The 24504-nt window shown below is 71.2% G+C and carries 17 protein-coding genes and 2 pseudogenes; 4 read left to right on the top strand and 15 right to left on the bottom strand.

Features of this window, described 5'->3' with window-relative positions:
• Positions 1 to 21 precede the first annotated feature (21 nt).
• The 3 genes from OG700_RS30465 to OG700_RS30455 all read right to left on the bottom strand — a co-directional run bounded on the left by OG700_RS30465 (position 22) and on the right by OG700_RS30455 (position 5363).
• Positions 22 to 3129, bottom strand: coding sequence for an endo-alpha-N-acetylgalactosaminidase family protein (locus OG700_RS30465; protein WP_405619149.1), 3108 nt, complete (start codon positions 3127 to 3129; stop codon positions 22 to 24).
• 164 nt (positions 3130 to 3293) lie between these two features.
• Positions 3294 to 4058, bottom strand: coding sequence for a S1 family peptidase (locus OG700_RS30460; protein WP_405622087.1), 765 nt, complete (start codon positions 4056 to 4058; stop codon positions 3294 to 3296).
• A 522-nt stretch (positions 4059 to 4580) separates the two neighbouring features.
• Positions 4581 to 5363: a serine protease gene (locus tag OG700_RS30455; protein WP_405619147.1), complete on the bottom strand. Its 783-nt coding sequence runs from the start codon at positions 5361 to 5363 to the stop codon at positions 4581 to 4583.
• Positions 5364 to 5672: 309 nt separating this feature from the next.
• Between OG700_RS30455 and OG700_RS30450 the strand changes: the two genes are divergently transcribed.
• Together OG700_RS30450 and OG700_RS30445 are read left to right on the top strand one after the other, a co-directional pair.
• A complete protein-coding gene (locus tag OG700_RS30450) occupies positions 5673 to 6635 on the top strand; it encodes a hypothetical protein (protein ID WP_405619145.1) in 963 nt (320 codons plus the stop codon).
• Positions 6636 to 6730: 95 nt separating this feature from the next.
• A complete protein-coding gene (locus OG700_RS30445) occupies positions 6731 to 8290 on the top strand; it encodes an ankyrin repeat domain-containing protein (RefSeq protein WP_405619143.1) in 1560 nt (519 codons plus the stop codon).
• Between the two features lie 18 nt (positions 8291 to 8308).
• Here OG700_RS30445 and OG700_RS30440 read toward each other — a convergent pair whose 3' ends face one another.
• The 8 genes from OG700_RS30440 to OG700_RS30405 form a co-directional block, all read right to left on the bottom strand.
• Positions 8309 to 8695 (bottom strand): barstar family protein, encoded by a 387-nt coding sequence (locus tag OG700_RS30440; RefSeq protein WP_405619141.1) that lies wholly within the window; start codon positions 8693 to 8695, stop codon positions 8309 to 8311.
• A 43-nt stretch (positions 8696 to 8738) separates the two neighbouring features.
• Positions 8739 to 9128 (bottom strand): ribonuclease domain-containing protein, encoded by a 390-nt coding sequence (locus tag OG700_RS30435; protein ID WP_405619139.1) that lies wholly within the window; start codon positions 9126 to 9128, stop codon positions 8739 to 8741.
• A gap of 187 nt (positions 9129 to 9315) precedes the next feature.
• The gene (locus OG700_RS30430) at positions 9316 to 10872 is read right to left on the bottom strand and encodes a DEAD/DEAH box helicase (RefSeq protein WP_405619137.1); all 1557 of its coding nucleotides are present in this window, start codon (positions 10870 to 10872) and stop codon (positions 9316 to 9318) included.
• A gap of 93 nt (positions 10873 to 10965) precedes the next feature.
• The gene (locus tag OG700_RS30425) at positions 10966 to 11169 is read right to left on the bottom strand and encodes a cold-shock protein (protein WP_015607926.1); all 204 of its coding nucleotides are present in this window, start codon (positions 11167 to 11169) and stop codon (positions 10966 to 10968) included.
• Between the two features lie 245 nt (positions 11170 to 11414).
• The gene (locus OG700_RS30420) at positions 11415 to 12161 is read right to left on the bottom strand and encodes a VWA domain-containing protein (RefSeq protein WP_405619135.1); all 747 of its coding nucleotides are present in this window, start codon (positions 12159 to 12161) and stop codon (positions 11415 to 11417) included.
• Between the two features lie 186 nt (positions 12162 to 12347).
• Positions 12348 to 13808 carry a glutamate synthase subunit beta gene (locus OG700_RS30415; protein WP_405619133.1) on the bottom strand — a complete coding sequence of 487 codons (1461 nt, stop codon included), beginning with the start codon at positions 13806 to 13808 and terminating at the stop codon, positions 12348 to 12350.
• Positions 13801 to 18369, bottom strand: a complete 4569-nt coding sequence (gene gltB, locus OG700_RS30410; protein WP_405619131.1) for a glutamate synthase large subunit — start codon at positions 18367 to 18369, stop codon at positions 13801 to 13803. The genes OG700_RS30415 and gltB overlap by 8 nt, the downstream gene beginning before the upstream one ends.
• 530 nt (positions 18370 to 18899) lie before the next feature.
• Positions 18900 to 19619 (bottom strand): VIT1/CCC1 transporter family protein, encoded by a 720-nt coding sequence (locus OG700_RS30405; RefSeq protein WP_405622085.1) that lies wholly within the window; start codon positions 19617 to 19619, stop codon positions 18900 to 18902.
• A 323-nt stretch (positions 19620 to 19942) separates the two neighbouring features.
• Between OG700_RS30405 and OG700_RS30400 the strand changes: the two are divergent.
• Together OG700_RS30400 and OG700_RS30395 are read left to right on the top strand one after the other, a co-directional pair.
• Positions 19943 to 20106, top strand: a pseudogene (locus OG700_RS30400) (ADP-ribosylglycohydrolase family protein); the annotation flags it as partial.
• A pseudogene (locus OG700_RS30395) lies at positions 20095 to 20190 on the top strand (CoA ester lyase); the annotation flags it as partial. The pseudogenes OG700_RS30400 and OG700_RS30395, both read left to right, overlap by 12 nt.
• A gap of 137 nt (positions 20191 to 20327) precedes the next feature.
• Here OG700_RS30395 and lgt read toward each other — a convergent pair.
• The 4 genes from lgt to trpB form a co-directional block, all read right to left on the bottom strand.
• The gene (gene lgt, locus OG700_RS30390; protein ID WP_405619129.1) at positions 20328 to 21344 is read right to left on the bottom strand and encodes a prolipoprotein diacylglyceryl transferase; all 1017 of its coding nucleotides are present in this window, start codon (positions 21342 to 21344) and stop codon (positions 20328 to 20330) included.
• 102 nt (positions 21345 to 21446) lie between these two features.
• On the bottom strand, positions 21447 to 22292 hold the full coding sequence (locus OG700_RS30385) for a thioredoxin domain-containing protein (RefSeq protein WP_405619127.1): 846 nt from the start codon (positions 22290 to 22292) through the stop codon (positions 21447 to 21449).
• Positions 22293 to 22387: 95 nt separating this feature from the next.
• Positions 22388 to 23200, bottom strand: coding sequence for a tryptophan synthase subunit alpha (trpA, locus tag OG700_RS30380; RefSeq protein WP_405619125.1), 813 nt, complete (start codon positions 23198 to 23200; stop codon positions 22388 to 22390).
• Positions 23197 to 24453, bottom strand: coding sequence for a tryptophan synthase subunit beta (trpB, locus tag OG700_RS30375; RefSeq protein ID WP_405619123.1), 1257 nt, complete (start codon positions 24451 to 24453; stop codon positions 23197 to 23199). Before trpB ends, trpA begins: the two co-directional genes overlap by 4 nt.
• Between the last annotated feature and the right edge of the window lie 51 nt (positions 24454 to 24504).

The following is a 24504-nucleotide window of genomic DNA, read 5'->3' as shown; positions in this document are numbered from 1 at the left end:
TCTCGGCCCGCCCGGCGGCTGCTACAGCTCGCGGACCTCGAACGCGTCGAGTACGAACTCCGCCGTCCCGTCGTCGCCCACCTTGCGCAGTCCGACCCACGCCTCGCCCTTGTCCGGGGTGGTGAACTCGTAGCTCAGGACGGTCGGTTCGGTGGCGACGGGCAGTTCCGTACGGGACAGCTCGCGCTCCCCCGGCTCGTCCACCGCCGTGATCCAGGCGTACTGGCCGGCCTTCTCGTTCTCGTGGCGGAAGGTGACGCGGTAGCGCGTGCCCGGTTCGAAGCGGACGGTGTGCGGCACGGTGCGGTACACCAGCCCGTCGTTCTCGCCACGTGACTTGAGTGATTCGGTGCCGTCGATGACGTCGTCGATCACCTTGCCGTTCCAGCCGCGCTGTGTGTACGGCGCGTGCCGCTGGGCGATATGGGTGCGCGGGTCGGTGGCGCCGCCCGCGTCGCCCTTCACGAAGACGCCCCAGCCCTGGGGGACGTGCTGGAAGTCCTCGTGGACGAGTACGCCGCGCTTCGTGGTGCGCCGGGCGCCGACGACGCGGATGTTGTCGAAGCGCACCCGTGCCTCGCCCGCCGCCGCCGTCAGGGCGAGGTCGACGGGGCCGCCGCGCTCCGGGACGGTGAAGTGGGTGAACATCCTTTGGAAGCGGGTGCCGTGCTTGCGGTCGGCGGCGACGTAGTTGCCCGCCGTGGAGGTTTCCGTGAAGTTGACGGCCGTCACGCCGTCGGACGTGCGGACCTCAAGGGCCGCCCGGCGCCGCTCCCCCGCCGTCTTGCCGACCTCGACCTGCACGGACGCGGCGTAGGTGCCCGGCGCGAGGCGTTCGAGGCGCTGTCCTACGGAGGCCGCGCCGCCCGCGCCGATCACCAGCTCGTGGTCGCCGAGCGCGCTCAGCTCGACGCGGGCCGGGCCGCTCACCCGCCAGCCGTCCGTGGAGCCCGAGTTGAAGCCGGGGTCGTGGACCGGTGTGGCCTGCCCCCAGTGCGGGTCGGGGGTGTCGCGTACCCGGCCGGGGTAGAGCACGTACGGCTGCCCGGCCGCGGCGTCGACGGTGACCTTGCCGCCCCGCACGGGCAGGTCGGCGACGTGTTCGCGGCCCTGGTCGGTGAGGCGGTACAGGGCGGTGCGGGAGCGCCCGCCCCAGCCGCGCGGCAGCTGCCACTGGGTGCTGCCGCCCCGGGGGTTGTAGTGGTAGAGCTTGGCCGGGTTCCTGGCCTCGCGCGGTTCCCAGGGCAGCAGGTAGGACCCGCCGTCGTAGACGAGCCGCCCGTCGGTGGTGATGCGCCGGGTGCCGTCGGTGTCGCTGACGACGGTCCCGGTCGGCCCGGCGAAGCTGATCTCGTGCTCGGTCCAGCGCTGGATGGGGTACGCCTGGAGGTACTTGGCGGGCAGCGACTCGGTCCAGATCAGCTCGTAGAACACGTTCCAGTCGGTCTTGCCGACCCAGCCCTCGAAGTTGCCGGTGCGCGGGATGCCGAGCAGCGTGGGCCACTTGTCGGCGAAGACGTCCTTCTGGTGGTTGCGGATGAAGCGGATGAGCTGGGAGTTGACGCCGCGTGAGGTGTCGGCGCCGTAGTCGGTCTCGGTGGCCCAGTGCGACCAGAGCGCCGAGCGCTCCAGGCCGTGGCCCCATTCGGTGGTGATGTGCCAGCCCTGGTCGCGCAGCGCGCGCTGGAGCCGGTCGGAGTTCCAGCCGGACTCGCGGAAGACGTCGATGTAGAGGGTGTTGAGCGCGGGATGGGTCTCGTCGCGCAGGTCCTGGAAGCGTGTGACGATGTCGCCGGAGACGAGGTCGCGGCGGGCGTCGATGCGGTAGCTCTGGTCGAGCCAGTCCCACTGCTCGTTGGTCTTGTCGACGAGTGTTTCGGAGAAGGCGTTCGCGACGGGGTAGGACTCGGTGGCGTTGACGTGGACGCCGAAGTCGCTGTGCCACTTCGCGCCCTCCTTGAGGAGGGTGTTGAGGTCGGCGAGACCGCCGGCGCGGGTGTTGTGGTTTCCGGCGTAGTCGGGGTGCGCCGAGTCGTGGCCCTCGGACTGGTAGCCCTTGAGGAGGGTGTACTGGCGCAGCCCGTCGGTGGCCAGTGAGATCCGTTTGACCTGGTCGAGTGTGGCCAGGAACGGGTTGGTGGCCTGGCTGGCGAAGTTGAAGGGGATGTGCGGGACGACCCGCAGATGCTGTTCGTCGGCGCCGAGCGGGGTGACCATGATGTCGCGGAAGGCGATGGCGGCGTCCTGCCAGTCGACGGTGCCGTCGCCGCCCCGGTCGCGGGTGATGATCACGGTGGCGTACGGCAGTGGTTCGGTGGCGTCGACCGGTGAGGTGTGTGCGCGGTGTGTCCACTGGCCGCAGCGCAGTTGGGCCTCGACGGTGCCGTCGCGGCGCTCGGTGCGGTGCCACAGCCGGCCGTTGTCCCAGGTGGTGCCGGTGCCGGGCTTGTCGTACACGGTGTTGGTCTCGATCGCGCCGCCGAGCAGGTCGTGCGCCACGACGGCGTACGCGCAGCCCGTCGCCGCTCTGGCGGGGGTGTCGGGTGTGACCCGGACGAGGGTGTCGCCGCTCTTGGCCTTGTCGATTTCGACACGGGCGGCCAGCAGCGTGGCGCCGCTCTGGTCGTCGCGTACGCAGAGCAGGGCGAGTTCGGGCAGCTCCAGGGTGCCGACGCGCAGGGCGTCGGTGTCCGCGACGCGGGTGACACGCCAGTCGACGCGCCATCCGTCGACGGTGATCTCGGTGTCGATCTCGGTGCCGCCGTCGAAGGCGAGGGTGTACGAGATCCGGTCACGGCCGGCGGGGCGGGTGGTGACCTTCGGGATGTGCGGCGCTCCGTCGATGAGGACGGCGGTGACGGGGGTGCGCTGCCCGTGCAGGACGGCGCGGGTGCCCCGGTCGGTGTACGACACGACGCGCGGGAAGCCGCTGTCGACGCGGACCTCCAGCCGGCGGGAGCGCAGGACGGTCTCCCGGGTGCCGGGGGCGGGCGCGGGGCCGGTGGCCGGCCCCGTACCGGCCGCGAAGGCGCCGCCGGGGGAGGCGAGGGCGGCGCCGGCTCCGGCGAGTGCGGTGGCGGCCACGACGGTTCTGCGGCGGGGGCCTGGGGCGCTTGCGTTGGCGTTCACGTCGCTCCTCTTCGTCCACGGTGTTCCGTGCACGTCAATTTGCGTCGCGGGGAGCGGGTGCGCCCATGGACAAAGGCGGGACAGGTCTTGGACTAACGCGCCGACGCGTGTCCGTGGCCTGTCCCGCCCTCCGGGTGGGTCCGCCACCCGTTCAGCTCACGAGGTCACAGCGTGGACGCGGCCGACGCGATGGCGGAGGCGAAGGTGGAGACCTCGGTGTAGACGCCGGGGTAGTTGGGCCGGGCGCAGCCGTTGCCCCAGCTCACGATGCCGACCTGGATGAAGGCGCCCGCGTTGTCCTTGCGGAACATCGGGCCGCCGGAGTCACCCTGGCAGGTGTCCGTGCCGCCGGCGGCGAATCCGGCGCAGATCTCCTCGCTCGCGATGACCTGGCCGCCGTAGGACGAGTTGCAGCTGGCGTCGGAGACGAACGGGACGGTGGCCTTGAGGAGGTAGCGCTGCTGGGCGCCGCCCTCGGTGGCCGCGCCCCAGCCGGCGACGGTGAAGTTGCCGTTGTTGTACGCGGTGGTGGTGGCGATCTTCAGGGTCGGCTGGTTGATCGGCGAGGCGAGCTTGATCAGCGCCCAGTCCTTGCCGCTGCCGTTGTAGCCGGGGGCCTGGAGGACCTTGGTGGAGCGGACCTTGATGGCGCTGGTGCTCTGGAGGTCGACGACACCGGCGGTGGCGGTGATGCTGGTGTTGTTGCCCGATCCGCTCACACAGTGCGCGGCGGTGAGCACGACGGTGGGCGAGTACAGGGAGCCGCCGCAGCCCATGGAGAGGCGGACCATGAAGGGGAACTCGCCCTGGGCGGCGCGGGTGCCGCCGACGACGGGCGGGGCGAGGGGGGCCGCGGCCTGTGTCTTGGGCGCGTCCGGCACGGGCGCGGCGGAGGCCGCGGTGGTCTGGAGGCTGATGGCGGCGAGCATGACAGCGCCGGCGGCGATGCATCTCTTGAGGACACCCTGAATGCTCAACGGTCTGCCTTTCGTGGGGGATTGAGGGATGTACCCCTGAAGGGCGCACGGGTCGACGCGCGTCGCACGACGATTGGCATGAGCCCGACAGGAACGCGATCCGGATTATCCGGAGGGCGGGAGCGGCCCCACAAGATATGAATCTCGGCCAACCGAACGGTCGGCCTCCGGTCGTCGTCCGGCCACCGAACACCGGATCGCCCCCAGACCCACGGCCGCCGCGCGAGCGGCCCCGACACGGCGCCCGCACGGGCGAAGCGGCGGGGGCCTGTCCGGCGGATCCGGGTCGGTCCGGGGCACGGGAAGCGGGGGTGGGTTCCGGACCGACCGGCCCGGAACCCACCCCCGCTCGTACGGGTCACCTCACGCGCCCGGCGCGTCCACTGCGCCGCGCCGCGCACCGTTGGCCCGTCCGCCGTCGTCAGAGCGCGTTCACAGAGGCGCCGTCACAGACCGGCCGTCCCGGACCCTTCGTCACAGACCCGCCGCGGCCGACTGGATGGCGGTCGCGAACGTGGAGACCTCGGCGTAGACGCCCGGGTAGTCCGGACGCGCGCAGCCCTGGCCGTAGCTGACGATGCCGACCTGGATCCAGGCACCGGCGTCGTCCTGACGGAACATCGGACCGCCCGAGTCACCCTGACAGGTGTCCGTGCCGCCCTCCGCGAGGAATCCGGCACAGATCTCCTCGTCCGCGACGAAGCTGCCGCCGTACGCGGCACCGCAGTCCGCGTCGGAGACGAACGGCACGTTGGCCTTGAGCAGGTACCGCTCCTGGGCACCGCCCTCGGTGGCCGCACCCCAGCCGGCGACGGTGAACTCGCCGTTGTCGTACGTGTCGTCGGTCGCTATCGCGAGCGTGGGCAGGTCGATCGGCTCGGCGAGCTTGATCAGCGCCCAGTCCTTGCCGGTGCCGTTGTAGCCGGGGGCCTGAAGGACCTCGGTGGAGTTGACTTCGACGGCGTCCGGGCTCTGGAGGTCCACGACGCCCGCCGTGGCGGTGATGCTCGTGTCGGGACCGGAACCGTCCACGCAGTGGGCGGCGGTCAGGACGATGTCCTTCTCGTAGAGCGCCCCGCCGCAGCCCATGGAGAGGCGGACCATGAAGGGGAACTCGCCCTGCTCGGCGGGGGTGCCGCCGACGACCGGCGGGGCCGGGGTCGGGGCGGCCGACGCGGTGGTGGGCTGGAGGCTGACACCGGCGAGGACGACCGCGCCGACGACGGCACATCGTTTCAGGGCACGCAGAATGCTCAACTGACTGCCTTTCGTGGGGGGAAACAGTGCATGTGATGGTCTTGCGTGGGGCTGCCGTGCGTGAAGCTGTGTACGGATGACGCTCAGCACGTGGGGGTGCCGTACGCATGGCGAAGCCGGCCGACGGCCCGATGAGACGAAGACCGCCCGTACCCGCTCGCCACAGCGTGATCCGGATTATGGAGAGGAAATCAGCCGTCGCACAAGATGTGGGATTCGGCCAACCGAACGGTCGGCCTCCACCCGGCACCCGGCGGGCGGCCCCCGTACAGTTGACAACGGTCGACCGTCCTGCGAAGGGGTAGTGGCGTGACGGACACAGGCCCGGCGAACGGCAGCCCGGTGGTGCGCGGTTATCCGCATCTCGACACCGCGCGGGCCGCCATCACGGCGCTCTACCAGCGCATGTCGGACGACGGCGTCCGGCGGTACGACACCAGCGTCGCACCCGCCGACGTCGCCTTCGCCGATGGCGACGACCTCCATCTCGGGGTGCAGCGGGTGGCCCGCGCGCTGGTCCAGCAGCTGCGTCTGCCGGACGCCCGGATGATCGTCAGCTTCCGCGAGATGGAGCACGCGGCGAGCGTCGAACTGACGGCGGGACCCGAGTACTTCATCGAGCTGAACGACCGTTTCCGCAAGCACCGCAGGGACATCGGCGCGGCCCTCGCACACGAGATCACCCATGTCCTGCTGCACCGGCTCGGGCTGAGCTTCCCCGGCACCCGCGACAACGAGATCCTGACGGACACCGTGACGACCTATCTGGGCGCGGGCTGGCTGCTGCTCGACGCGTTCCGGGAGGACCGGGACTCCAGCCAGAAGCTCGGTTATCTGACGCCGGAGGAGTTCGGGTACGTACTGGCCAAGCGCGCCATCGTGTTCAACGAGGACCCCGGCATCTGGTTCACCAGCCCGCAGGGCTACACCGCGTACACGAAGGGCAAGGCGCAGGCCGTCCGCGACGAGCAGCAGCCGCCGCTGACCACGGCGGGCTGGTCGGGCCGGCACCGGTACGCCAAGGACCGGCGCTACGCGCTCGACCACCCCGGCGGGTCCGGGGCCGCGTCCGCGTCCGCGTCCGGGTCCGGGTCCACGTCCGGGTCCGGGTCCGGCAACGCGGGGCGCCCGTACGCCTTCGAGACGCCCACCGACGGGCTGCGGGTGTCGTTCCCCTGCCCGACCTGTTATCAGCGCATCCGCGTGCCGGTCCGGGGCCGGGTGCGGGCGCGGTGCCAGCTCTGTCACACCGTGCTCGACTGCGACACCTGAACTCCCCTTCACCGAAAGGGAGTTCGCCACATCCGACCGGCAGTCGGCGAGGTGTCGATTTGGCGTGAATGACCTTCCCGAGCGAAGGTCGAAGTATGACGAATGAGCGGACAGCGGGCTCCGACCGTGCGCGGGACGAGCTGTTCTCGGCCGTGTACGAGGGCCGGGACGACACCGTCGTCGCGCTGCTCCGCTCCGGTGTCCCCGCCGAGACGACCGATCGGGACGGCCAGAGCGCGCTCTACGCCGCCGCGGTGAGCGACGAACCCGGCGCGGTCCGGCTGCTGCTGGCCGCGGGCGCCGACCCCGAGCGCGCGAGCGGCCCAGACGGCGGCGACCTGCCACTGTGCGGGGCGGCGTGCGGCGGCCATACGGAGGTGGTGCTGGCCCTGCTGGCCTCGGGCGCCGCCCCCGACCGGCGCGAGGCGTACGGCTTCACGGCGCTGGCCTGGGCGGTCGGACAGGGCCACCCGGACACGGTGGCGGCGCTGCTGGAGCACGGCGCCGACCCCGGCCTCCCCGGCCCCGGCGGCGGCGCCCCGGACGGCGAGCCGCCGCTGGTGACGGCCGCCCGGCGCGGCTCGTTGTCGACCGTACGGGCCCTGCTGCGGCACGGCGCGGGCGCCCGCGATCAGACGTCGGCCGAGGCGCTGGCCGAGGCGCGGCGGTGGACGGCGCCCGAGGCGGTGGAGCACGAACTGCACGCCGAGCTGCTGCCGATGGCCGGCGAGGGCGACGAGATGGTGGTGCGCCGGATCGAGGAGGACGGCGGGGTGACGGTCGTCGTCGAGACGCTGAAGGACGGCGCGCCGGTGGCGAGCCTGGAGCGGCAGACCGGACACGCGGCGATCGTCACGGTCCTGGAGGAGTCGCTGGGCGTCCGGACGCCGTTCGAGGAGGTGGCGGGGCGGGCGCTGCGGTGCGCGGTGCCCGGCCGGGACGACTGGCGCGAGGCGGTGGCCGCGCTGTGCCGGCGCGGCGACGAGGAGTCGTTCCAGACGGCACTCGCCTGGTGCGCGAGCGACGATCCGCTGCGCCGCGCGCTGGCCGCGGACGTGCTCGGGGGAATGGGGCCGGGGCCAGATCCGGGTCCGGGGCCGGTCGGGCGGGCCTTCGCGGCCCGGGCGCTGGCGCCGCTGCGGGAGTTGAGCGCCCGCGCGGTGACGCCGGAACTGATCGCCGCGAGCGTGACGGCGCTGGGACAGCGGGGTGATGTGGACGGCCTGCCGGAGATCCTGCGGCACGCCGGGCATCCGGACGCCGCGATACGCCGCCGGGTGGCCGGCGCGCTGGTCGGGCTCGTGCCGGGCGACCACGAGGAGGGGGTGGCGGCGCTGACGGCGCTCGGCGCGGACATCGACGGCACGGTGCGCGAACGGGCGACGACGGCCCTGGCGGGGATCGACGCCGACACGCCCGCGATCCGCGAGGCGCTGGCGGCCCGGCTGGCGGACCCGGTGGCGGTCACGGCCGCCGAGGCGGCGCGCGGCCTGGCGGCGCGCCGGGATCCACGGGCGGTGGACGCCCTGGCCAGGCTGCTCGCCGACCGGTCGGTGACCGGTTACGCACGCGAGCGGGCGGCCGACGCGGTGAGCGCCCTGCCGGACCCGGCGGTCCGGCGCAGGCTGGCGGGCCTGCTGCCGCGCCGCCGGTGAGGCACGGGGATCAGCGGGTCACAGCAGCCGCAGGGTGCCGGGGGCGCGTTCGTCGATGATCTGGGTGAGCCAGTCGAAGACGGTGCTGCCCCGGCCGGCCTCCGCCTCGTCCAACTGCCGTTGGACCAGGCCCCTGTTGACCGCCGGCACCCGCGTCAGCCGAAGCCTCAGCTGCCGTGCCGTCTCCTGGTGGCCGAGCGCGCGGCGCGAGAGTTCGTGGTCGCGCCATTCGATGACGAAGTCCCCGTCGTCGGGGGTTCCGAAGCCGCCGCCGAGACAGTCGGCGAACGCGTCGAGGTTACGGCCGAAGTAGCCGTCCGGGCCGTTCACGGCCTCGCCCATCACCTGCCAGAAACGCTCCAGGCCGGTGACCTCCGCCCCGGGGATCACATACGTCGCAGTCATGGGGCGGAGGCTACCTTTCAGCCGTCGTGCGGGCGGTGCGGGATCAGCAGCCGTGGTCGACGAGGTCGAAGGACGCGTAGTGGTCGGCGGTGTAGTAGTCCTGCTGCGTGTTGCCGGTCACGATGCGGCGCGCGCCGCGGTCGGGAGAGCCCGGCGTCTCGACGGTGTACTCGTGGTAGTGGCCGGTGGACTGCTGCGGCAGGATGCCTTCGCGGTTCTGGAAGACCCCGCCGTCCTGCGGATACGGGTAGGGCCCGCCCGCGTCGATCAGGTCGAGCGTGTCGTGCGCCTGGGACGGCAGGTCCGAGTAGCAGATGTCGCCGACCGCGAGCGGGGCGGCGGTGGCCGTGGTCGCGACCGTGCCGCCGACGAGGAGGGTGGACAGGAGAGCGGCTGCGCCGCCGATGAGGGCGATTCGTGGGGGGATTCGCATGCCCACCATGATGACGCGCGTAGACGTGAGCACGTCAATGCCAACTCCGTGGAGTTTTCGGGAAGTTGACCGAACGGTACGGGCACGACATCCGCCCGTGGCGGCCGGTTTGCCCACGAGGGCAGAGCGGCCCTACGGGTTGCGCGGCCCACGAGCCGCGCAACCCGGCCACACACCCGGACAGGGTTTACGCGGCGGTGCGGCGTCCGCCCTCGGCGCCGCGCTCCGGCGGGCGGCCCCGACGGCCACCGCGGCTGCCACGCCCGGAGCCGCCGGCCGCGCCCAGCCGGGCGGCCCCGCCACCCGCGCCGCCACCCGAACCCGCGCCGTTGCCGCGCCGCGCCGGCCGCGAGGCGCGTGCCTTCTGCGGCTTCTGCACGGCGGCCTGCGGCACCTCGATGGTGATCGCGACCCCGGAGGGCTCCCGCGCGCCGGTGAGCCGCGCCAGTTCCTCGTCGGTCGACTTGACGCTGGCGGACCGGGGGGCGATGCCCGCGTCCGACATCAGCCGTGTCATGTCCCGCTTCTGCTCGGGCAGGACGAGCGTCACGACGCTGCCGGACTCCCCGGCCCGCGCGGTGCGTCCGCCGCGGTGCAGATAGTCCTTGTGGTCGACGGGCGGGTCGACGTTGACGACCAGGTCGAGATCGTCGACATGGATGCCGCGGGCCGCGACGTTCGTCGCGACGAGCGCGGTGACCTGCCCGGTCTTGAACTGGTCCAGCGTGCGGTTGCGCTGCGGCTGGGACCGCCCGCCGTGCAGGCCGGAGGCCCGTACGCCGCTGGCCAGCAGCCGCTTGACCAGCCGGTCCACCGCCCGCTTGGTGTCCAGGAACAGCAGCACCCGGCCCTCGCGGGCCGCGATGCGCATCGTGACGGCCTTCTTGTCGGTCTCGTCCATGACGTACAGGACGTGGTGCTCCATCGTGGTGACCGCGCCCTGGGAGGGGTCGACGGAGTGCACGACGGGGTCGGTCAGGTACTGCCGTACGAGCCGGTCGATGTTCTTGTCGAGCGTCGCCGAGAACAGCATCCGCTGCCCGTCCGGCCGCACCTGCTTGAGCAGGGCGGTGACCTGCGGCATGAAGCCCATGTCGGCCATCTGGTCGGCCTCGTCGAGGACGGTGATGGTGACCTGGTCCAGCCGGCAGTCGCCGCGCTCGATGAGGTCCTTGAGCCGGCCGGGCGTCGCCACGAGCACTTCGGCGCCGCGCCGCAGCTGCCCGGCCTGCTTGCTGATCGACAGGCCGCCGACGACGGTGGCCATGCGCAGGTTCACGGCGGTGGCGTACGGGGTGAGTGCGTCGGTGACCTGCTGGGCCAGCTCGCGCGTGGGCACCAGCACCATCGCGTACGGCGCGCGGGGCTCGGCGCGGCGGCCGGCCAGGCGGGCCAGCAGCGCGAGGCCGAAGGCGAGGGTCTTGCCGGATCCGGTACGGCCCCGGCCGAGGATGTCGCGGCCCGCGAGGGAGTTCGGGAGGGTGGCGCCCTGGATCGGGAAGGGCTCGGTCACCCCCAGGGAGGTGAGGGTCTTGAGCAGGGCCGCGGGCATGTCGAGCTCTTCGAACGCCTCGACGGCGGGCAGCGCGGGGGTGATGGATTCCGGCAGCGTGAACTCCTGCGGGCGCGCGACGCGGCGGGCCGGCGCCTTCGCCGAGCCTTTCGCGGGGCTCTTGGCGCGGGAGCTGACCGGGCGCTTGCCGGCCGGGCGGGGTGCGCGGGCCGGGCGTTCGGAGCGAGTCATTCGGTAAAGCACCTTCCCTAACCTGTGGACAGCACAAGCCGGGACCCGCACCGTGCAGGTGCGGGCCCCGGCTGCGAGGTACGCGTCCGGAAACTAGGCCGGGACGATGTTCTCCGCCTGCGGGCCCTTCTGGCCCTGCGTGACGTCGAACGAGACCTTCTGGCCCTCCTGGAGCTCACGGAAGCCCTGGGTGGCGATGTTCGAGTAGTGGGCGAAGACGTCGGCGCCGCCGCCGTCCTGCTCGATGAAGCCGAAGCCCTTTTCCGAGTTGAACCACTTCACGGTTCCAGTAGCCATGTCATTCTCCTAAAACAGGTGCAGAGACGAATCCGCACTTCACGGATTCCTCGTCGCCGCATTGAGCCCCATCCGGAGAAGCCGGCGAAAACAATAAAATGCGCCTGAGGAACATTCCCGTCAGGCGCACATAAAGTTCATGGGTACCAAAACTGCAACGGAGTCAGCCTAGCACGCCCTCGGGGCGTACGCGGATCCGACCCGCCCGGACCCGCCGGGCGGGCGTCGTGGCCGGTCAGGGCGGGTCAGCCGGGCACGATGCCCCGTGCGCGGGCCGCGCCGAGCCAATGCGGGAATTCCGCTACGAGCCGGTCGTACAGGATGTCGTCCGGTACCTCGCGCGGGTCGAGGCCGGCGTGGAAGAAGCCCGCGTTGTCGACCGCCCGCTTCTGCGGGACGGCCAACTCGTCAAGTTTCGCAAGGAAGTTGAACTGCGAGCTGCGCTTGTTGCCGAAGCCGACGAACTGCCAGAACAGCGGGAGTTCGGCCGCCTTGCAGAGATACCGCTCGGCGGCGAGTTTGTTGATCGGCCCGCCGTCGGTCTGGAAGACCACCAGGGCGGGCGCGGTGGACCCGCTGTCCAGATAGTGGTCGATCACCGCGTCCATGGCGAGGTGGTAGCTGGTCCTGCCCATGTGCCCGAGCCCGGCCACGATCCGGTCGATACGGCCGTGGTGGTCGGCGAGTGCGATGTCCGTCTCGGCGTCGATGTCCGTGGAGAAGAACACGACGGGGACGACGCCGTCGTCGTCCAGATTCGCCGAGAGGCCGAGCACCCGGTCGGCGAACGCCTGCACGCTGCCGTCCTGGTAGTACTCGCGCATCGATCCCGAGTAGTCCAGGACCAGGTAGACGGCGGCCCGCTGACCGCTCATACCGTGCTTGCGCAGTGACACGCCCGCCGCCCGGTAGTGCTCGACGAGCGCGGGCGCGGTCTCCGTGATCTTGACGAGGCTGATCGCCGGGCCTGCCGCGAGGGGCGCTGTGCTCATGAGTGGTGCCGTTCACTCGACGGAGCGCGGGGGGTGCGTCGAGGCTACACAGCCCCGGCAGCACATGCCACGGCGCCCGCCGAAGTCCGGTCGGGGACTGGCGGGCGCCGTGTCTTGCGGAGGGTCCAGGGGACGTCCCCCGGGCCGTCGCGCCCGTACGCCGTTGTACGGGACGTGTGTTGGCCGTCAGACCGTGAGTGAGCGGTCCGTCGGACGGATCGGGGCGTGCAGATCGCTCGCCCCGGTCAGATAGCGGTCGACGCCGCGCGCCGCCGAGCGGCCCTCGGCGATCGCCCACACGATCAGGGACTGACCACGGCCCGCGTCACCGGCAACGTACACGCCGTCGACGTTGGTCGCGTACTCGGCGTCCCGTGCGATGTTCCCGCGTGCGTCCAGTTCCAGGCCGAACTGGTCGACCAGGCCGTTCTCCTGGTCGGTGCCGGTGAAGCCCATCGCCAGGGTGACCAGTTGGGCGGGGATCGTCCGCTCGGTGCCCGGCTTCGGCACCGGACGGCCGTCCGCGAACTCGACCTCGGTGAGGTGCAGCGACCGGACGTTGCCGTCCTCGTCGCCCTCGAAGTGGGTGGTGGAGACGGAGTAGATCCGCTCGCCGCCCTCCTCGTGCGCGGAGGTGACCTTGTAGAGCATCGGGAAGGTCGGCCACGGCTGGTTCGGAGCCCGGTCCTCGCCCGGCCGGGGCATGATCTCCAGCTGGGTCACGGAGGCCGCGCCCTGGCGGTGCGCCGTACCGACGCAGTCCGCGCCGGTGTCGCCGCCGCCGATGACCACGACGTGCTTGCCCTCGGCGGTGATCGGGGAGACCGTCAGGTCGCCCTCCTGGACCTTGTTGGCGAGCGGCAGGTACTCCATCGCGTAGTGGATGCCCTTGAGTTCACGGCCGGGCACCGGCAGGTCGCGCGAGACGGTGGCACCGGCGGCGATGACCACGGCGTCGTAGCGCCTGCGGAGCTTCGCCGCGTCGACGTCGCGGCCGATCTCCGTCTCCGTACGGAACTTGGTGCCCTCCGCGCGCATCTGCTCGATACGGCGGTTGATGTGGGACTTCTCCATCTTGAACTCGGGGATGCCGTAGCGCAGCAGGCCGCCGATGCGGTCGGCGCGCTCGTACACGGCGACCGTGTGGCCGGCCCGGGTGAGCTGCTGGGCCGCGGCCAGTCCCGCGGGTCCCGAGCCGATGACGGCGACGGTCTTGCCGGACAGCCGCTCCGGGGGGCGCGGGACGACGTCGCCGTTGTCCCACGCCTTGTCGATGATGGAGACCTCGACGTTCTTGATCGTGACGGCGGGCTGGTTGATGGCCAGCACGCACGCGGACTCGCACGGCGCGGGGCAGAGCCGGCCGGTGAACTCCGGGAAGTTGTTGGTGGCGTGCAGGCGTTCGCTCGCCGCCGTCCAGTCCTCGCGGTAGGCGTAGTCGTTCCACTCGGGGATGAGATTGCCGAGCGGACAGCCGTTGTGGCAGAAGGGGATGCCGCAGTCCATGCAGCGCCCGGCCTGCTTGCTGATGATCGGGAGCAGCGAGCCCGGAACGTAGACCTCGTTCCAGTCCTTCGTGCGCTCCTCCACGGGGCGGGACTCGGCCACTTCGCGGCCGGTGGTCAGGAAGCCCTTGGGGTCAGCCATTGGTCGCCGCCTCCATCATCTTCTCGGTGGTCTCCTGCTCGGAGAGACCGGCGAGCTCAGCGGCGTCCTTGGCGGCGAGCACTGCCTTGTAGGTGGAAGGAATGATCTTGCTGAAGCGGGCCACGGAGGTGTCCCAGTCGGTCAGCAGCTTCTCGGCGACGGTGGAGCCGGTCTCCTGGTGGTGGCGGCGCACGACGTCGTGCAGCCACTGCCTGTCGGTGGCGCGGAGGCCGGTCTCGACCGCGCCGAGGTTGCCGGCGTTGACGTTGTCCGGGTCGAGGTCGATGACGTACGCGATCCCGCCGGACATGCCGGCCGCGAAGTTGCGTCCCGTCTCGCCCAGGACGACGGCGTGGCCGCCGGTCATGTACTCGCAGCCGTGGTCGCCGACGCCCTCGGCGACCACCGTGGCGCCGGAGTTGCGGACGCAGAAGCGCTCGCCGGTGCGGCCGCGCAGGAACAGCTCGCCGCCGGTCGCGCCGTACGCGATGGTGTTGCCCGCGATGGTCGAGTACTCGGCGAGGTGGTCGGCGCCCCGGTCGGGGCGGACGACGACCCGGCCGCCGGAGAGGCCCTTGCCGACGTAGTCGTTGGCGTCGCCCTCCAGGCGCAGCGTGACGCCGCTGGGCAGGAAGGCGCCGAAGGACTGGCCGGCGGAGCCGGTGAAGGTGATGTCGACGGTGTCGTCGGGCAGGCCCGCGCCACCGAACTTCTTGGTCACCTCGTGGCCGAGCATCGTGCCGACGGTGCGGTTGATGTTGCGGATCGCGATCTGCGCGCGGACCGGCTGGGCGGCCGCGGCGCTCTCGGCACCGAGCGCGTCGGCGGCGAGCTTGATCAGCTGGTTGTCGAGCGCCTTGGCCAGGCCGTGGTCCTGCTCGACGATCCGGTGGCGTACGGCGCCGTCGGGCAGGTCCGGCACGTGGAAGAGCGGCTGGAGGTCCAGGCCCTGGGCCTTCCAGTGGTTCACGGCCCGCTCGGTGTTCAGGAACTCTGCGTGGCCGACGGCCTCTTCGAGGGTGCGGAAGCCCAACTCGGCGAGGAGTTCGCGGACTTCCTCGGCGATGAACTCGAAGAAGTTGACGATGTATTCGGCCTTGCCAGAGAACCGCTCGCGCAGCACCGGGTTCTGGGTGGCGATGCCCACCGGGCAGGTGTCGAGGTGGCAGACGCGCATCATGACGCAGCCGGAGACGACGAGCGGCGCGGTGGCGAAGCCGAACTCCTCGGCGCCCAGCAGCGCGGCGACGACGACGTCGCGGCCGGTCTTGAGCTGGCCGTCGGTCTGCACGACGATGCGGTCGCGCAGCCCGTTGAGCAGCAGGGTCTGCTGGGTCTCGGCGAGGCCCAGCTCCCAGGGGCCGCCCGCGTGCTTGAGCGAGGTGAGCGGGGACGCGCCCGTACCGCCGTCGTGTCCGGAGATCAGGACCACGTCGGCGTGTGCCTTGGAGACACCGGCCGCGACCGTGCCGACGCCGACCTCGGAGACCAGCTTCACGTGGATGCGGGCGGCCGGGTTGGCGTTCTTGAGGTCGTGGATCAGCTGGGCGAGGTCTTCGATGGAGTAGATGTCGTGGTGCGGCGGCGGCGAGATGAGGCCGACGCCGGGCGTGGAGTGCCGGGTCTTGGCGACCCACGGGTAGACCTTGTGGCCGGGCAGCTGGCCGCCCTCGCCGGGCTTGGCGCCCTGGGCCATCTTGATCTGGATGTCGTCGGCGTTGACGAGGTACTCGCTGGTGACGCCGAAGCGGCCGGAGGCGACCTGCTTGATGGAGGAGCGGCGGGCCGGGTCGTACAGCCGGTCGGCGTCCTCACCGCCCTCGCCGGTGTTGGACTTGCCGCCGAGCTGGTTCATCGCGATGGCGAGGGTCTCGTGCGCCTCGCCGGAGATGGAGCCGTACGACATGGCGCCGGTGGAGAAGCGCCTGACGATCTCGGAGACGGGCTCGACCTCGTCCAGGGCGACGGGCGCGCGGCCGGAGTCGAGGGTGAACAGTCCGCGCAGCGTCATCAGGCGCTCGGACTGCTCGTTCACCCGGTCCGTGTACTGCTTGAAGATGTCGTAGCGGCGGTTGCGGGTCGCGTGCTGGAGGCGGAAGACCGTGTCCGGGTCGAAGAGGTGCGGCTCGCCCTCGCGGCGCCACTGGTACTCGCCGCCGATGTCCAGCGCGCGGTGCGACGCGGAGATGCCGGAGGCCGGGTAGGCCTTGGCGTGGCGGGCGGCGACCTCCTTGGCGACGACGTCGAGACCGGCGCCGCCGATCTTGGTCGCCGTACCGCTGAAGTACTTCGCCACGAAGGCGTCGTCGAGACCGACGGCCTCGAAGACCTGCGCGCCCCGGTAGGAGGCGACGGTGGAGATGCCCATCTTGGACATGACCTTCAGGACGCCCTTGCCGAGCGCGTGGATCAGATTGCGGATGGCGTGCTCGGGCTCCAGGCCCTCGATGAAGGTGCCGGCGCGGACCAGGTCCTCGACGGACTCCATCGCGAGGTACGGGTTGACGGCGGCGGCGCCGTAGCCGATGAGCAGCGCGACATGGTGCACCTCGCGTACGTCGCCGGCCTCGACCAGCAGCCCCACCTGGGTGCGCTGCTTGGTGCGGATGAGGTGGTGGTGCACGGCCGCGGTGAGCAGCAGGGACGGGATGGGCGCGTGCTCGGCGTCGGAGTGCCGGTCGGAGAGCACGATCATCCGCGCGCCGCCTTCGATGGCGGCGTCGGTCTCGGCGCGGATCTCCTCGATACGGGCGGCCAGGGCCTCGCCGCCGCCGCCGACCCGGTAGAGGCCGGAGAGCGTGGCGGCGGTCATGCCCGGCATGTCGCCGTCGGCGTTGACGTGTATGAGCTTGGCCAGCTCGTCGTTGTCGATGACCGGGAAGGGCAGCGTGACACCGCGGCAGGCCGCCGCTGTCGGGTCCAGGAGGTTGCCCTGGGGGCCGAGGGTGGAGCGCAGCGAGGTGACCAGTTCCTCGCGGATGGCGTCCAGCGGCGGGTTGGTGACCTGCGCGAACAGCTGGGTGAAGTAGTCGAACAGCAGCCGGGGGCGGGCGGAGAGCGCGGCGATCGGGCTGTCGGTGCCCATGGAGCCGAGCGGTTCGCCGGCGGTGCGGGCCATCGGGGCGAGGATGATCCGCAGCTCTTCCTCGGTGTAGCCGAAGGTCTGCTGGCGGCGGGTGACGGAGGCGTGCGTGTGCACGATGTGCTCGCGCTCGGGCAGGTCCTCCAGCTCGATCTCGCCGGCTTCGAGCCATTCCTGGTACGGGTTCTCGGCGGCGAGCGCCGCCTTGATCTCGTCGTCCTCGATGATGCGGTGCTCGGCGGTGTCGACGAGGAACATCCGGCCGGGCTGGAGGCGGCCCTTGCGGACGACCTTCGCGGGGTCGATGTCGAGGACGCCGACCTCGGAGGAGAGCACGACGAGGCCGTCGTCGGTGACCCAGTAGCGGCCGGGGCGTAGTCCGTTGCGGTCGAGGACCGCGCCGACCTGCACGCCGTCGGTGAAGGTGACGCAGGCGGGGCCGTCCCAGGGCTCCATCATCGTGGAGTGGTACTGGTAGAAGGCGCGCCGGGCGGGGTCCATGGAGTCGTGGTTCTCCCACGCCTCGGGGACCATCATCAGCACGGAGTGCGGCAGCGACCGGCCGCCGAGGTGGAGCAGTTCCAGAACCTCGTCGAAGGACGCGGAGTCGGAGGCGTCGGGGGTGCAGACCGGGAAAGTCCGCTCCAGCGTCCCGGGGTCGTCACCGAACACGTCGGACGCCAGCAGGGACTCGCGGGCCTTCATCCAGTTGCGGTTGCCCTTGACCGTGTTGATCTCGCCGTTGTGCGCGACGAAGCGGTAGGGGTGCGCGAGCGGCCAGCTCGGGAAGGTGTTGGTGGAGAAGCGCGAGTGCACGACGGCGACGGCGGTGGCGAAGCGGCGGTCGGAGAGGTCGGGGAAGAAGGGCTCCAGCTGGCCGGTGGTCAGCATGCCCTTGTAGACGATCGTGCGGGCGGAGAGCGAGGGGAAGTAGATCCCGGCCTCGCGCTCGGCGCGCTTGCGCAGGACGAACGCCTTGCGGTCGAGGGCGATGCCCGTGCGCGTACCGGCGGCGACGAAGAGCTGGCGGAAGACCGGCATCGTGGAGCGCGCGATGGCACCGAGCAGCTGGGGGGCGACGGGCACCTCGCGCCAGCCGAGGACGTCGATGCCTTCCTCGGCGGCGATCGTCTCGATCCGCGAGACGGCTTCGTCCGTGTTCTCGGCGGGCAGGAAGGCGATTCCGACGGCGTACGAACCGGCCTCGGGCAGCTCGAACCCGGCGACCTCGCGCAGGAAGGCGTCCGGGATCTGGAGCAGGATGCCCGCGCCGTCACCCGAGTCGGGCTCGGAGCCGGTGGCGCCGCGGTGTTCGAGATTGCGCAGTACGGTCAGCGCCTGCTCGACCATCTCGTGGCCGGGCACACCGGTCAGGGTGGCCACGAACCCGACACCACAGGCGTCGTGCTCGTTACGGGGGTCATACATACCCTGCGCGGCAGGGCGGCCATCCATGGGCGACCAGGCGTCGAAACGCATCGGCTCTCCCGTCGTCGTCGTGGCATTTGCGATAAACCGAGGGACGACGTTGGCCCTGGGCAAAATTTCGTGCAGGTTACATGATGGGTCGGCTGCTCAGAAAGCGGATAGCTCATTCCAACATGTGGACGCCACTCGTGGCGCGGCGAAGGTGGGGCAGAGGTGATCAGAGGTGAACGGAACGCCGGACACCGGATCACGGCGGAGCGGGCTTCATTGCCCGCGGCGCCTACGGCTCATGCCCGGAGTTCAAGCGTTCGAAACAACCGGGTAACGGCTAGATATGTGGCGCCACGCATAGTGTCGCACCCGGGTGGGGGAACCGCCGAAGGACGGGCTAGGGATATTCGTCACCACAGAGTGACGGCACCGCCCCGACCGCGCAATATGTCGCGCGTGGGGCGATCCGGTCGCCGGACGGGCCGGATATCCGGCCCGTCCGGCGACCGGAACCAATTCGGCCCGCCCTGCGATCGAGGACGAACCGGCTCACCGGACGGATCCGGTGAGCCCTGTCCGGCGGACAGGACCTAGACCGCCGCGCCGAAGAGCGTGCCCAGGCCGTACGTGAGCGCCGCCGCCGTGCCGCCCAGCAGTAGCTGGCGCAGGCCGCTGTACCACCAGCTCCGCGCCGTCACCCGCGCCACCAGCGCGCCGCAGGCGAAGAGACCGACCAGCGCCACCAGCACGGCCGGCCACAGCACCGTGGCGCCGATCAGATACGGCAGGACGGGCAGCAGCGCGCCCAGCGCGAAGGAACCGAACGACGACACGGCCGCGACCGTCGGCGACGGCAGATCGTCCGGGTCGACCCCCAGCTCCTCACGCGCGTGGATCTCCAGCGCCTGCTCCGGGTCCTTCGAAAGCTGCTCCGCGACCTCGCGCGCCAGCTCGTGATCGACACCGCGTGACACGTACAGCGCGGCCAGCTCCGCCATCTCGTCCTTGGGGAACTTACGCAGCTCCCGCCGCTCCACATCCAGCTCCGCCAGGACCAGCTCGCGCTGGGACGCCACGGAGGTGTACTCCCCCGCCGCCATCGAGAAGGCACCGGCCGCCAGGCCCGCGAGTCCGGTGATCACGAGGGTGTGCCGGTCGACGGCGCCGCCCGCCACGCCGGTCATCAGGGCCAGGTTCGAGACAAGCCCGTCCATCGCGCCGAACACCGCGGGGCGCAGCCAGCCGCCGTTCACATCACGGTGCGTGTGATTGTCCCGGTGTGCTCCGTGGAGCGGCGCCTCGTTGTCCATGACGGACACGGCTGTCCCCTTCCCGCTGGTCCCGCAGGTTCTGCTGGTCCCGCTGTTTTCGTTCGATGGCGGGACACCCCGCCACGGGTTCGAAAGTACGCACGAAACACAGCACTCGCCAGCAAGGAAGGCCATGCTTACCGGGGTCTGGCAGGCCCCGGCAGGGTCTGCCGGAGCACACCAGCCGGGTGACAGCGGCGCTCGCCGGACTCCTCCGGGACACGGTGTGGGACGTATGAGGGAAACCGGGCCCTCTCCGGGCCCGATGCGCGTGAAAGACCCTAGGTCCTGTCCGCGGTCCCGGCGTTGGTCCCGGTTCGGCCCTGGTCCATGGCGCAGACGGCGCCGATCTGCGGGGACGGGCGCGCTGCGCGCTGCTCGGCCTCGCCGTCGGCGACGCGCTCGGCGCCCCGCCGAGAACACGCGCCCCTCCGAGATCCGCCGCCGCTGGGGCCGTATCGAAGGCTCGACGGCGGACTCGGGCGCGCTGGCACTGCCGGACGGACGTTTCGTGGACGCGGCGATCGTGGCGGCGGCCCACCGCACGCTCTTCCTGGCGGCCCGGGGGTGAGAAGCACCCCGTCCGGCGCTTGAGGACGAGCGCGGCCCCCGAGCCGCGCAACCCCGCCCATGGCACCGGGCACGCGCAAGGGCCGCCGGACCTCTGATGAGGTCCGGCGGCCCTTGCGCGTTGTTCCTGGCGCGGCGTCAGGCGTTCTTCGCCGCCGCGGCGTCCGCACTGCCTTCGGCTTCGGTTTCGACTTCCGATTCCGCTTCCGCGTCGGAGGCGTCGTCCTTCGCCCCGGCACTCTTCGTGTCGTCGGCCTTCTTGATCTTGACCTTCGACGTACCCGCGGCATCGTCGTCGGTCTTGCCGTCCTTGCCGTCCTTGCCGTCCTTGCCGAGCGTCTCCCGGTCCGGCTCGACGATCTCCTCGCGCCCCGGCCTGATCCGCGCCGAGACCACGATGTACACCACCGCCAGCACGAAGACGAGGATCGCGGTCCATACGTTGAGGCGCAGCCCCAGCACCAGGTGCGCCTCGTCGACGCGCAGGTACTCGATCCAGGCGCGGCCCACACAGTAGGCGGCGACGTAGAGGGCGAACGCCCGCCCGTGGCCGAGCTTGAAGCGGCGGTCGGCCCAGACCACCAGCAGCGCGACACCGACGCACCACAGCGACTCGTAGAGGAACGTCGGGTGGTAGAGGCCGCTGTCGCGGTTCACCCCGTCGCTGATCTTCAGCGCCCACGGCACATCGGTGGCTTTGCCGTACAGCTCCTGGTTGAACCAGTTGCCCCAGCGGCCGATGCCCTGGGCGATCACGATCGCGGGTGCGATGGCGTCCGCGTACGCCGGCAGCGGGATGCCCCGGCGGCGGCAGGCGATCCACGCGCCGACGGCGCCGAAGGCGATCGCGCCCCAGATCCCGAGGCCGCCCTCCCAGATCTTGAAGGCGTCGACCCAGTTCTTACCGTCGCTGAAATACAGCTGGTAGTCGGTGATCACGTGGTAGAGCCGGCCGCCGACAAGTCCGAAGGGCACGGCCCATACGGAGATGTCGGCCACGGTGCCGGCTTTGCCGCCGCGGGCGATCCAGCGCTTGTTGCCGTACCAGACGGCGACGAAGACACCGAGAATGATGCAGAACGCATAGCCGCGCAGCGGGAGTGGTCCGAGATGGATCACGCCGCTCGACGGACTGGGGATATAGGCAAGGTCCATGGCGGTTCCGACGCTACCGTGCCGGGCGGGGCCTGCGGCAACCCGCCCGGCAACGTCTGGATAACGAGCCCGCGCGAAAAGGGCGCCGCGCGGCTCGCCGGTTCAGGAGGGCGAAGCGCCGGTGTCCGGCGGGGTCGCCGGTGCGGTGCCCGGCTGCTTGCCCTTGTTGGCCTCCGTGACCCACCGCTTGAAGTTGGCCGGAGTGATGTCCTCGCCGCCCTTCTTGGGGAAGACGGATTCACCATTGAGCAGAACGGTCGGCGTGCCGCTGAAGCCGCCCTTCTGGAACGCGGTGTTCGAATTCGTCACCCATTTGTCGTGCTTGCCGTCCTCCACGCACTGGCGGAAGCCGGGGGCCGACTCCAGGCCGTCGACCTTGCCCGCCAGGTCCAGCAGCCGCGCGTTGTCGGCGAAGGCGTCGTCCGGCTCCGGCGGCTGATTCTGGAACAGGGTGTCGTGGTACGGCGCGAACTTCCCGACGTCCTGGGCGCACGCCGCCGCGTTGGCGGCGCGCAGCGAGCCACTGCCTCCCATGTTGCCGTCGATGATCGTGGCGAGGTGGTAGTCGACCTTGAGCTGACCCGCGCTCTCCAGCTCCTTGATCGTGTCCCTGAACGCGTTCTCGAACTGGCCGCAGGCCGGGCAGCGGAAGTCCTCCCACACGGTGAGGGTCGACGGCGCGTCGGCCTTGCCCACCGGGATCGACAGCTCGTCCTTGCCCTGCGCGCCCGACGGGGCCAGCACGGGGCCCGCGGCCGCGCTGCCGCCCTTATCCTTGTTCGCGTTGGTGGCGACGAGTCCGATCGCCGCCGCCACGCCCAGCACGCCCACCACCGCCGCCGAGACGATCAGGGTGCGCCTGCGCCGCTCTCGCCTCTTCTCCTGCTCACGCTGCACCTGGAGCCGCTCTCTGGCGCTCCTCTTTGCCTCACGGTTCTTCTCGCTCACGTCTCAGCAACGAACCGGGGAGGCGCGTGCGCACCTCCCCGGTCCCAGGTCCACCCGTACGAGGGACCTCGGGGGCCTCGTACGAACCCCGCCCGTCAGCGCTTGCGAACGCCTTCGGCCAGATCGGCGGCGAGCGCGCGGACCGCCACCAGTCCCGCCGCGCGGTCGGGGGCCTCCAGCATCAGCTTGACGAAGGCCGAGCCGACGATGACCCCGTCGGCGAACGCGGCGACCTCGGCGGCCTGGGTGGCGTCGGACACCCCGAGCCCGACGCACACCGGCATGTCGGTGCTGGCGCGGGTGCGTCGCACCAGGTCCTGGGCCTGCGCGCCCACCGAGCGGCGGGTGCCGGTGACTCCCATCAGGGAGGCGGCGTAGACGAAACCGGAGCCCACGGCGGTGATCTTCGCGAGCCGGTCGTCCTTGCTGCTGGGCGCGACCACGAAGACGGTGGCGAGGCCGTGCTTGTCGGCGTGCCGCCGCCACACCTCGGACTCCTGTACGGGCAGGTCGGGCAGGATGCACCCGGCGCCGCCCGCCTCGGCCAGCTCGGCGGTGAACCGCTCGATGCCGTACCGGTCGATCGGGTTCCAGTACGTCATGACCAGCACCGGCCTTCCGGTGGCCGCGTACGCCTCGCGGACCGTGCGCATCACGTCCGCGATCTTCACGCCGCCCTTGAGGGCGATGTCGTCGGCGGTCTGGATGACGGGGCCGTCCAGCACCGGGTCACTGTGCGGCAGCCCGACCTCGACCACGTCGGCGCCGCCGTCGAAGACGGCCTTCACGGCGTCGATGCCGCCGTCCACCGTCGGGAATCCGGCCGGCAGATAGGCGATGAGCGCGGCACGCCCCTCGCGCTTGGCACCGGCCAGGGTGTCGCTCAACAGCTCGATGTTGCCGCTCACTTGGCGCTCTCCCCGTCGTACAGCCCGAAGTAGCGGGCAGCGGTGTCCATGTCCTTGTCGCCGCGCCCGGAGAGGTTGACGACGATCAGACCGTCCGCCCCCAGCTCCCGGCCGACCTCCAGCGCCCCGGCGAGCGCGTGCGCGCTCTCGATGGCCGGAATGACGCCCTCGGTACGGGACAGCAGCAGCAGCGCCTTCATCGCGTCGTCGTCGGTCACGGCCCGGTACTCGCCGCGCCCGCTGTCCTTGAGATACGCGTGCTCGGGGCCGATGCCCGGGTAGTCGAGTCCGGCGGAGATCGAGTACGGCTCGGTGATCTGGCCCTCCTCGTCCTGGAGGACGTAGGACCGCGAACCGTGCAGGATGCCGGGCTCGCCCGCGCTCAGCGTCGCCGCGTGCTCGCCGGTCTCGATGCCGTGGCCCGCGGGCTCGCAGCCCACCAGCCGTACGGTGTCGTCGGCGAGGAACGCGTGGAAGAGGCCGATCGCGTTGGACCCGCCTCCTACACAGGCGACGGCCGCGTCGGGCAGCCGGCCCGCCCGATCCAGGATCTGCCGCCGCGCCTCGACGCCGATGACGCGGTGGAAGTCCCGCACCATCGCGGGGAAGGGGTGCGGTCCGGCGACGGTGCCGAACAGGTAGTGCGTACGGTCCACGTTGGCGACCCAGTCGCGGAACGCCTCGTTGATGGCGTCCTTCAGGGTGCGGCTGCCGGACCTGACGGGCACCACCTCGGCGCCGAGCATCCGCATACGGGCGACGTTGAGCGCCTGGCGCTCGGTGTCGATCTCTCCCATGTAGATGGTGCATTCGAGTCCGAACAGCGCGCAGGCGGTCGCGGTGGCGACGCCGTGCTGTCCGGCGCCGGTCTCGGCGATGACGCGGGTCTTGCCCATGCGCCTGGTGAGCAGCGCCTGGCCGAGCACGTTGTTGATCTTGTGGGACCCGGTGTGGTTCAGGTCCTCCCGCTTGAGGAACACCCGGGCGCCGCCCGCCTGTTCGGCGAACCGCGGGACCTCGGTGAGCGCGCTGGGGCGGCCGGTGTAGTTGACCATCAGGTCGTTCAGCTCGGCGGCGAAGGCGGGGTCGCCCTTGGCCTTCTCGTACTCGACGGCGACCTCGTCGACGGCGGCGACGAGCGCCTCGGGGATGAACTTGCCGCCGAACTCACCGAAGTAGCCCTCGGCGTTCGGGCTCAGGCCGGTGGGGTCGGGAATGAAGAACCCGGAAGGAACAGCAGAAGGGGTGGTCACGGATGATCTCCTCGTGGAACAACGGGTGGATGCACCGTATGCGCCATGAGC

The sequence above is a fragment of the Streptomyces sp. NBC_01508 genome, from assembly GCF_045040315.1.
Lineage (GTDB): Bacteria > Actinomycetota > Actinomycetes > Streptomycetales > Streptomycetaceae > Streptomyces.
Note: the sequence above shows the minus strand (reverse complement) of the source record. Positions and strands in the feature narration are given on the sequence as shown.

Bases quoted from the DNA above. Each gene is read 5' to 3' on its own strand.
- OG700_RS30435 (WP_405619139.1), bottom strand. From the start codon at position 9,128: ATGCGAATCCCCCCACGAATCGCCCTCATCGGCGGCGCAGCCGCTCTC.
- OG700_RS30445 (WP_405619143.1), top strand. From the start codon at position 6,731: ATGACGAATGAGCGGACAGCGGGCTCCGACCGTGCGCGGGACGAGCTG.
- OG700_RS30420 (WP_405619135.1), bottom strand. From the start codon at position 12,161: ATGAGCACAGCGCCCCTCGCGGCAGGCCCGGCGATCAGCCTCGTCAAG.
- OG700_RS30430 (WP_405619137.1), bottom strand. From the start codon at position 10,872: ATGACTCGCTCCGAACGCCCGGCCCGCGCACCCCGCCCGGCCGGCAAG.
- OG700_RS30405 (WP_405622085.1), bottom strand. From the start codon at position 19,619: ATGGACAACGAGGCGCCGCTCCACGGAGCACACCGGGACAATCACACG.
- OG700_RS30415 (WP_405619133.1), bottom strand. From the start codon at position 13,808: ATGGCTGACCCCAAGGGCTTCCTGACCACCGGCCGCGAAGTGGCCGAG.
- OG700_RS30460 (WP_405622087.1), bottom strand. From the start codon at position 4,058: ATGCTCGCCGCCATCAGCCTCCAGACCACCGCGGCCTCCGCCGCGCCC.
- OG700_RS30425 (WP_015607926.1), bottom strand. From the start codon at position 11,169: ATGGCTACTGGAACCGTGAAGTGGTTCAACTCGGAAAAGGGCTTCGGC.
- lgt (WP_405619129.1), bottom strand. From the start codon at position 21,344: ATGGACCTTGCCTATATCCCCAGTCCGTCGAGCGGCGTGATCCATCTC.
- OG700_RS30440 (WP_405619141.1), bottom strand. From the start codon at position 8,695: ATGACTGCGACGTATGTGATCCCCGGGGCGGAGGTCACCGGCCTGGAG.
- gltB (WP_405619131.1), bottom strand. From the start codon at position 18,369: ATGCGTTTCGACGCCTGGTCGCCCATGGATGGCCGCCCTGCCGCGCAG.